This is a genomic window from Bacillus sp. JJ675 (assembly GCF_036963165.1).
Lineage (GTDB): Bacteria > Bacillota > Bacilli > Bacillales > Bacillaceae > Bacillus > Bacillus glycinifermentans.
Map to the genome: position 1 here is coordinate 1 of NZ_JBALMR010000073.1, position 10,186 is coordinate 10,186.

A 10,186-nucleotide genomic window follows, 5' to 3' on the forward strand; every position below is an offset into this window, starting at 1 on the left:
CTGTTTGTCAGGAGGACGCCCGCCTTGGCGTCTTTCAGCATATAGGCGATTCGGTCTTTCGGCGTTTCGGGATCAATCGGCAAATACGCCGCCCCCGCCTTTAAAATTCCCATGATGCCGATGATCATCTCAATGGAGCGCTCCGCGAGGATCGCCGCAACAGAGCCTGCGCCAACGCCTTTTTCCCTGAGCAGTCTCGCTGTCTGGTTCGCTTTTTCATTCAGCTCCTTGTACGTCAGGCTTCGGCTGCCGAACACGGCGGCCCTGTGATCAGGGTTTTTCTCCGCCTGTTCCTCAAACAGCTGATGGAGGGTCTTGTCTTTTGGGTAATCGGTTTTCGTGTCGTTGAATTCGTATAGGAGCATGTGTTTTTCTTCTTCTGACACAAGCTCGATTTCGCTTAATGTTTTCTCATCATGTTCAGCCACTTGTTCGGCGACCGCTATGATATGCCTTTCGATATTATTGATAATCTCTTCGCCGTAAACATTCTCATCGTAGATAAGCAAGAGCTTTAAGCGGCCGTCAAGCCCGGCGGAGATGCTGAAGCTATAGTTCGTTTGTTCTTCCCCTCCGACATTCTCCATTTCAAACCCTAAATCATTTCTTTGTTCAAACGCTTTTTGGTCTACGGCATAGTTTTCAAATACCATGACATGATCGATCAAATCATGTTTCAATTCGCTCAGTGATTGAACCTCCGCTAAATTCAGATAATTGTAGCGATTGCTTTCCAATGCGTCAGATTGTGTTTTTCTTAACACATCTTTAAAGCTCATGTCTCTTTCCAGCCTGATTCTGGTCGGGATTGTATTGATGAAGACGCCGACCATTTTTTCGATCCCTTCCACCTCAGCATCCCTTCCGGAGACAACGGTTCCGAACACCACATCTTCGCTATTGTTGTACCTTGCTAAAATTACGCCCCAAATGCTTTGCAAAACGGTATTGATTGTCACACGATTCCGATTTGCCAATTTCAAAAGGCCATTTGTGAGTTTTTCGGAACATTCAATTAATTTTTCCTTTCTTTTAGGCTGAGGTGCACCGGAATGCGTGCTCAGCTTGGGAATCATCGTTTTTTGATCACAGCCTTCTAAATATTGCTTCCAATATTCCTTGGCTTCCTCTTTATCCTGGCTTTCAAGCCACTTGATATAGTCACTGTATGGTCTAGGGTCCTCCAATTGATGCCTTTTGCCTTTTCGTTTCTTTTCGTAAATCGTAAAGAGCTCATCCAATATAATCCCAAGGCACCAGCCATCTAGCAAAATGTGATGATACGTCCAGATCAATTGGTATGAATCCTCATCCCTTCTGATGAGGCAGGCTCTCATCAAAGTTTCTTTGGCCAAGTCAAACCCCTTTTGTTTATCTTCTTGCAAAAATTTTCTCAAAACATCGTCCTGATTATGCTGATCGCGGATATCACGGTATTCAAACTTTATTTTCCGATCTTTAATGATGACGTGTAACGGCTCCTCCAATTTGTAGGTAAATGATGCTCGTAATATCTCATGCCTTTTCATAACTTCATTCAGGCTGTCCTCAAATATCTGCTCATCTACTTGGCCTTTTAAATCGATGATAAGCTGCTCAAAATATGCAGATGACGCTTTGTCATCCATGGCATGAAACAGCATTCCTTTTTGCATGTTTGATAACGGATATATTTTCTCAACTTTGGTTTTCATATCGCAATCTCAGCTCCTAGAATTCCTTTAGTTTTCGATATGCACATCATCAATGTCAGCAGCTGCTGCCGCGAAAGAAACCGGCAGCAGCACTTTTTTGAGAAGGGGTGATACAGACCCTTTTGTCAGGAAGTTCTAGCTGTCTACAGATTCATATTCATTCAATAATTCCTCAAGGTCTTGTAATGAAATTTTGTCATAACCGTAGTCTGAAGACGTTTTTTCGGTTTCATGCTTGCTCATGCAATGGTTGATCACCGTCTGAAGACTTTCTTTGTACGTTTGGTTAAAATCACGAATGGTGTGATCGCCGTATTCACGCCGGTTAAACGTCGTGCTGATGATAAGCCGTTGATTGGCAACGACTGAGTCGATCTCAACCGCCGCATCTCTTGCGCTTTTTTCCCCGATGCTTTGTCCTTTCGGGAGCTTCGATGATGAAAATTGCCCAGCCTCCGTATCATGCTCGATCTCGCCTAAATAATTGAATAATATCGGAGGCCTTTCATCTTTCAAGAGCTCTTCGTCTTTTGACAAAAATTTCAGGATTCCGTACCCGATTCCGTTATTCGGTATTTTCCTCAAGGTTTCTTTCACCATTTTTATGGTCATGGACAGTTCTGTTTCGTCTTCTAAATCAATGAATACGGGATATATTGAGGTGAACCAGCCTACCGTTCTGCTGATATCAACGTCCTGTAAAATGTCTTCTCTCCCGTGGCCTTCCATGAGAATTTTGAGTTTGTTTTCCCCCGTCATTTTCCTTGCCGTGATTAACAAAGCCGTTAACAGGATATCGTTGATTTGCGTATTGTATGCTTTGTGTACTTCGCCAAGCAGTTGTTCCGTTTCCGTTTCGCTTAAAAAAACTCTGAGCGTATTGCTGTTTTCGTAGTTATCCTCTGCTCGTCTTTGCTTAGGGAGAAATGCCATCGTTCCTTTTGAGATGTCCCGCCAATAATCTCTTTCTTTGAAAAGCTTTTTGGTTTGTGCATATTCCGCCAGTTTTTCCGCATACGTTTTGTACGAATCGGTTTTATAGCCGAGCTCAATTGTTTTGCCTTGCAATGCTTGACTGTAGGCGGCCTCAAAATCCTCGAATAAGATTCTCCAGGACACCCCATCTACGACAAGATGATGAATCGCAATCAAAAGGTGGTCACCGCTATTTGTTTTGAAAATGGCCAGCTTCATCATGCTTCCTGCGCGGATTGAGATTTCTTTTTGAACGGCCGTCGCTGTCTGATAAACGATTTCCTCAAGGTTCGTTTCCGTCTTCATATCATAAACATACAAATCGAAGACGCTGTCTTCCAAACCGCGGTTATGCTGAATGATTTCGCCGTTTTTCTCTTTGTATATCATTCTTAATGCATCGTGCTGTTCGACCAGTTTGCGGAAAACCTTTTCGACGGTCTTTTCATCAAAGCCGTTTTCTCTGTACAGCATAAAAGCCTGGTTGTAATGGTTCTGCTCTATTTTATTTGCTTCAAAAAACGCCCTTTGGATCGGAGTCAGCGGCGCTTCTCCTTGAACGATTTCGTTGTTTTGGCGCGCTTTCGCCTCTTTTTTCACGTATTTGCTGAGATGTTTGATGACAGGGTTGGTAAACAGATCTTTCACCTGAAGTTTGAGATCGGCTCTTGATAATTTTGAAACGATTTGCAGAGCCTTTATTGAATCTCCTCCGACTTCAAAGAAATTATCATTGATTCCGATTTTGTCCCTGTCGAGCACTTCCTGCCAAACCGCAGCCAGCTTTTCTTCCGTATCATTTCGCGGCGCTTCGTACTCGCTTGCTGCCGCCCTCTCTTCGTCCGGTTCCGGAAGTGCTTTGCGATCGACCTTTCCGTTTGGTGTAAGAGGCATCCTGCTGATTTGAACAAAATAGGAAGGTATCATATAGTCTGGTAAATGATTGGACAAATATTCCCTTAGCTCATTTGCATTAACGGACTTTTGGGCGACAATATAGGCGCACAGGTACTTATGGCCTTTGCCGTCTTCCCTGTCAATAATCACCGCTTCGCTTATATCCTGCTTGCCCAGCAGCCGGCTTTCAATTTCGCTGATTTCAATTCTAAAGCCGCGGATCTTTACCTGGTGATCGATTCTGCCCAGGAATTCAACATTTCCGTCCGGCAGCCATCTTGCCAGGTCTCCCGTTTTGTACATGTTCCCGCCGTCGTCAAAGCGGTTTGGAACAAACCTTTCCTTCGTGAGTTCAGGGTTGTTACAATATCCTCTTGCAATCCCTCCGCCCCCGATGTACAGCTCTCCATAAACGCCGACTGGCTGAGGGTTTAATGAGGAATCTAATATATAAAATGCGGTATTGTCCAACGGTTTTCCTATAGGCGTATTCGCTATGTCCGGGATATTCTCCAAATCTTCCTCATAATAGCTTGAATCAACGGAAGCTTCAGTAACACCGTAGCTGTTGATGATTCTCATGCTATTTCCATACTGTTCGACAAGCCATTTATAATCTTTGATGGCACAGCTGTCTGACCCCATAACCAGCAATTTCATCCCGGAAATATCCAGATGCTGATGATGGATATATTTCATAAAAGGAATCACAAAGCTTGGCGTCGACTCAAAAATATTAATATGATATTTTTTTATCATTTCATATAATAAATTCATTTCCAGCTTCACGTCATTTGGCACGATATACATCGTTCCGCCGTTGAAGAGGCTTCTGCATAAGTCTCCGGCAAAAACATCAAACGAAAAGCTCGCCAGCTGCAGCAAGTTTACTTTAAATGTCTCTAACTCGTAGTGCCTTCTCCAGTTGTAATGGGCATGAATGAGATTTCCGTGCTCCACCATAACACCTTTTGGATTTCCCGTCGTACCAGACGTATAGATGACGTATGCCAAATCGCCGGAAGAGTTGATGTGCTCGAGGTTGCTTCGATCAGAAGCATAGGCATCCGGTGAGCTCATATTCACGATTTCGCCTGCAAAGCTGATGCTGCCGATGAGATGGTCTTGAATCAGCAATATATCAGCACCGCTGTCTTTGAGCATATATTCGATCCGCTCTTTCGGATACTCCGGATCGATCGGCAGATAAGCGCCTCCGGCTTTTAAGATCGCCAATACACCCGTCACCATATCCAATGAACGTTCTGCCATCATTCCGACGATAGATTCCCGCCGAACGCCCTTTTTGCGCAAGGTTTTTGCAAGTTGATTCGCTTTTTCGTTTAATTCGCCGTAGGTCAATGTTTGATCCTTAAAGACCGCTGCCGGAAGATTCGGTGTTTTTTCTGCCTGTTCTTCAAACAGCTTTGGCAAAATCCCTGTCGGATGCCCCGTCTTCGTATCATTAAAGTGATAAAGTACAGCGTTCCGTTCTTCTTCTGAAAGCATATTGATTTCGTTTAATGTCTTTTCGGGATGGTCTGAAATATCTTTCAATATATGAATGAAATGCCCGGCTAACGTTTCTGCGGTTTCTTTCTTAAATAATCTCGTGCAATATTCCAAATGGAAGGCTATCCCATCAGCGGTTTCCGCCGCCGCCAAAGACAAATCGAATTTTGAAATATGAAACTCCATGCTGCACGTTTCAACATCGAGTCCTTCTATCTGCGGCTCGGCATCATCCAATGATTGCATGTCAAACATCGTGTCAAATAAAGCATTTCTGCTGATATCCCGTTCCAAATCTAATTTGTCTACAAGCTCATCGAACGGATAGTCTTGATTTTCATAGGCATTTAACGTATGTTCTTTTACTTCTTTTAAGTACTCAATGAATCTGCTGCCGCCCTTTGGATAATTTCGCATCGCAAGCGTGTTGACGAACATTCCGATCGTGTTTTCCACATCCTCATGGGTTCTTCCGGCTATCGGTGAACCTACGATCACGTCTTCCTGTCCGGTATATTTTGAAAGCAGCACCGTATATCCAGCCAAAAGGAGCATGTACATCGTAACGCCGTTTTCTTTGGCGATTGTTTTCAGCTTTCCGGTCAGCTCGCCGCCGATTTTAAATGCGAATCTGTCCCCTTCAAAGCTTTGCATTTGCGGCCTTGGATAATCGGTTGGCATGTTGAGAACGGGAATGTCATCTTGAAATGTATGAAGCCAGTATTCTTCCTGTTTTTTGATCCTGTCTTTTTCATATGATTCTCTTTGCCATTCAGAATAATCTTTATACTGGATTTTTAAAGGCGGCAATGGCTTTTCTTCATATAATGCAGCCCATTCCTTCATAAAGATCCCCATTGACATTCCGTCTGAAATGATATGGTGCATATCAATCAGCAGGATATGTTCATCTTCGTTCACCTTGAGAAGCTCTGCTCTTAGAAGGGGCGCTTCTTCAAGGTCAAACGGCTTGATAAATCGGTTCATACGTTCCTGCAGGCTTTGTTTCCCCAATTCGGCGGATGTGATTTCAAAGTTGACTTCCTCTTCTATCTTTTGGACGGGTTCGCCGTCCACCGTAACAAAGGATGTTCTGAATCCTTCATGTCTGTCAATTAATGCTTTGAAGGCTTTTTCAAGCTTTTCCTTCCGGAGCCTGCCCTTTAATTTCATTGCAAAAGGCATGTTATAGGCTGTTTGGCTGTCTTCGATCTGATTGAGAATATACAATCTTTTTTGGGCGGATGAAAGGGCATAGTACGCCTTCTTCTCCGCTTGTTTTATGGCTGAATGAACCGTTTGATGTTTTTGTTTGATATATGCTGCGATTTCTTTAATCGTCGGATGGCTGAACATTTCCTTTAACGTCACTTCCGCATTCAATTCTTTTTGAATGTTAGCGGCCAGCGAGAATGCCTTCAGGGAATGTCCGCCTATCTCAAAGAAATTATCATTTATGCCGATCCTCTCCGTACCCAATATTTCCTGCCAGATCGACAAAAGCTTTTCTTCCGTTTGATTTCGGGGAGCTTCGTATTGCGCTTGTGCAAGATCCCTCGCATCAGGCTCCGGCAGTGATTTGACATCCGCCTTTCCATTGATGGTACGCGGGACTTTGTCCAGCTTTACGAAGTGTGACGGCACCATGTAATCTGGAAGATTCTTTGCAAGCGATCTTTTGATCTGGTCGATCGTCGCTCCTTTGTTTTTTAGTGTGATGTAAGCACACAGATATTTATTTTTGCCGCTGTCTTCCCTGGCCGTGACAATCGCTTCGTTGATATCGCCGTTCTCCAGCAGCCGGTGTTCGATTTCTTCGAGCTCGATCCGATAACCGCGGATTTTGACCTGCTGATCGATTCTCCCTAAAAATTCGAGATTGCCGTCAGGGAGCCATCTCGCTAAATCCCCTGTGCGGTATAACCTCTCGCCTGAGGCATCCAATATAAAAGCCGCGTCTGTCAATTTTTTATTATTTACATATCCACGCGCCAGTCCATCACCGCCGATCAGCAGTTCGCCCGGAATTCCAACCGGCTGAGGCCGGCCGTATCGATCGGCAACATACACCTTATAATTGCTTAAAGGCCTGCCGATCGGAATGCTCGTTCTGGCGCGGTCTTCGCCGCTTAACTTATAATAAGTTGCGCAAACCGTCGCTTCCGTCGGACCGTAGGAATTATAAACATCTGCGCCTTTTATGATGTTTTCGACATACTCATATTTTAAAACGTCTCCTCCGCTGATGAATTTCATATTCTGATGAAAAGCCAAATGTTTGTTTTTATCTATTTCATTTAATAACAGCGGGGAGCAGCTCACGAGTGTAACGCGATGCTTGTTGATGTTTTCCACCAGTTCATCTATGCTCGCATCTCCGATTTTTTTGCTGATCACAAGCCGTCCGGAACTTGCCAAAATCGGATAAAGCTCCTCGGAAAATGCATCAAATGAAAATGATACGACCTGGAGTACTGTATCGTTTTCGTGCAATGGAACCCTTTTCGTAAATGAATGAATATAGTTGATGACATTTCGGTGAGTTGTCATCACTCCCTTTGGCCTGCCGGAAGAACCCGAAGTGTAAATGACATATGCTAAATCGGCGGCATCGTTTACATGCGGAAGGTTTTCTTTACTGAAAGACCCGGTGTCTTCAACGGTAATCAGCTGAAATCCCTCTGCTTTAGACTTTAAATGCTCCTGTGTGAAGACGGCATCAACACCGCTGTCTTTGAGCATATACATCATTCTGTCTGCCGGATAGTCCGGATCAATCGGCAGATAAGCTCCCCCCGCTTTTAAGATCCCGATGATCCCGATGATCATCTCAAGGGAACGGTCTGTCATGATGCCCACAACCGTATCGGGTTTTACTCCGTTTTTTCTGAGCAGCCGCGCCAATTGATTCGATTTTTCGTTAAGCTCCCGATACGTCAGATGCTCGTCTCCACATATGACCGCGGTGTGGTCCGGCGTTTTTTCAGCGCGATCTTCAAACAGCCCGTTGATTGTCTGATGTTTCGGATAGTCCGTTTTCTCATGATTGAATATATGTAATACCGTATGTTTTTCTTCTTCAGACATCATGCTTAGTTCGCATAATGTCCGTTCAGGATGATAGGCGGCGTCCTGTAAAAGATGTAAAAAGTGGCTTGCCATTCGTTTGATCGTTTCTTTTTTAAACAGTTTCGTACAATATTGGAAATCCAGCTCGATACGATCCCCGTGATGAACCGCCGTAAGGCTTACATCAAATTTTGAAACATCAAATGGAAAGCTGTATGGTTCAAAAAATACCCCGCCGGCATCGAATTTAAAGTCTTCAGCATTTTGCAGATCAAACATCGTATCAAACAGCGGATTTCTGCTTGTGTCTTTTATCAGGTCCAATTTGTCAACCAATGCATCAAATTGATAATCTTGATTTTCATATGCGTTTAACGTATGTTCTTTTACTTCTTTTAAGTATTCGGTAAATGTCATGTCGCCTTTAGGATAATTTCTCATTGCAAGGGTGTTTACAAACATTCCGACTGTATGTTTTAAATCGGCATGGGATCTGCCCGCAATCGGCGAACCTACAATGATATCTTCCTGTCCCGTGTACTTTGAAAGAAGGATGGTATACACAGTCAAAAGAAGCATATACATCGTAACGCCGTTTTCTGCCGCTAGACTTTCCAGTTTTCCGGTCATGGCATGATCCAATTCAAAAACGGCTCTGCCGCCATCAAAGCTTCGGTTTTTTGGCCTCGCAAAATCAAGCGGCATATTCAAAACCGGAATTTCGCCTTGAAAAACATTCAGCCAATAATCTTCCTGCTTCTTCAGCCCGCCTTTTTTCTCGGTTTCTCTTTGCCATTCCGAGTAATCTTTATATTGCGTCACAGCCGGGGATAATGGTTTGCCTCCGCAAACATCAGCCAGTTCTTTCATTAAAATTCCAATGGATACGCCGTCTGATATGATATGGTGCATATCAACCATCATCATGTGTTCGGCTTCGTTGACTTTTACGATTTCCGCTCTTAAAAGCGGAGCTTTTTCTAAACGAAAAGGTTTGATAAACCTCGCGATTTTCTCTTGAACGCTTTCTGTTCCCAATTCGCTGTATCGCAAATGAAAATCAACGTCCGGTTCTATTTTTTGCACCGGCTCGCCGTTGACTGTTTCAAAAGAGGTCCTTAACGCTTCATGCCGGCCGATTAACTGCCTCCATGCATGTTCAAGCCGGCTGATTTGAAAATCGCCTCTTATTTTCACCGCAAGCGGCATGTTGTATGCCATTCCGCTTTCGTCAAGCTTATTTAAAATAAACATCCTTTTTTGTTCCCTTGATAAAGGGTAGCATCCGTTTTTGGACAGCGGAGCTTCCGGAATGCCGCACTCCTTTTTTGTGCCGTCGATTTTAAGAGCAGCTATGATTTCTTCTTTATGCTGCTTTATTTTTTGCTTTAATTCAGGGGTCAATAATTCCTGTGGGCCAATGATTCTGATTTTTCCCTGGTTATGATATAAGAAGATATGTTTCTTTTTTAAATCATTTATGAAGTCGATTATACTCATATCAATCATCACTCCATTCGTCAGACTTACGGTGTAAAATAGGCAGCTGTACAATCTATCGGCTGAGGATAGATTGTACAGTGCGGGTGAATCTCGAAAAAAGGTCCTTATGGTCAGTCTGAATATAATGACTCCATAAGCAAGTTTGCTCAGCAATCCGCCTCTTAAGGCCTATATTTCCTCTTCTGAAAACTCAATCGCATATCCTTCGACAACCGCGTCGGCTTGTAATACGTAATATGCTAAGTTTTTGGCAGTCGGATTTTCAAAAAATGCACCGACGCTCATATTGATGCCGAAAGCTTTATTAATTGAATTAACCGCATGCATCGCTTTTAGCGAATTGCCGCCTCTTTCGAAGAACCGGCAAGAAATGCCCATCCGTTCTGTTCCCAGAACGTCTTGTAATATAGATAGGATTTGCTCCTCCACAAAGTTTCTCGGCGCTTCATACTCCGTTTCTGATGCGGCCGTTTTGTCGGGCTCAGGCAATGCTTTTCTGTCCACTTTTCCGTTTTTGGTCAGAGGCAGCTTGTCCA

3 protein-coding genes are annotated in these 10,186 nt (G+C 43.7%); all 3 read right to left on the minus strand.

Going from position 1 to position 10,186, the window contains the following annotated elements; all coding sequences use genetic code 11:
* Positions 1 to 1,694: condensation domain-containing protein (locus tag V7126_RS18455; protein WP_335498170.1), on the minus strand; the 1,694-nt coding region annotated here is incomplete at its 3' end.
* A 135-nt stretch (positions 1,695 to 1,829) separates the two neighbouring features.
* Entirely contained in the window at positions 1,830 to 9,647 is a 7,818-nt protein-coding gene (locus V7126_RS18460) for a non-ribosomal peptide synthetase (RefSeq protein WP_175077629.1), read from the minus strand.
* A 171-nt stretch (positions 9,648 to 9,818) separates the two neighbouring features.
* On the minus strand, positions 9,819 to 10,186 hold a 368-nt coding region (locus tag V7126_RS18465; protein ID WP_335498173.1), incomplete at its 5' end, for a phosphopantetheine-binding protein.

What these genes read in the sequence shown, in the direction of transcription:
- V7126_RS18460 (WP_175077629.1), bottom strand. Translation starts at nt 9,647, where the DNA reads ATGAGTATAATCGACTTCATAAATGATTTAAAAAAGAAACATATCTTC.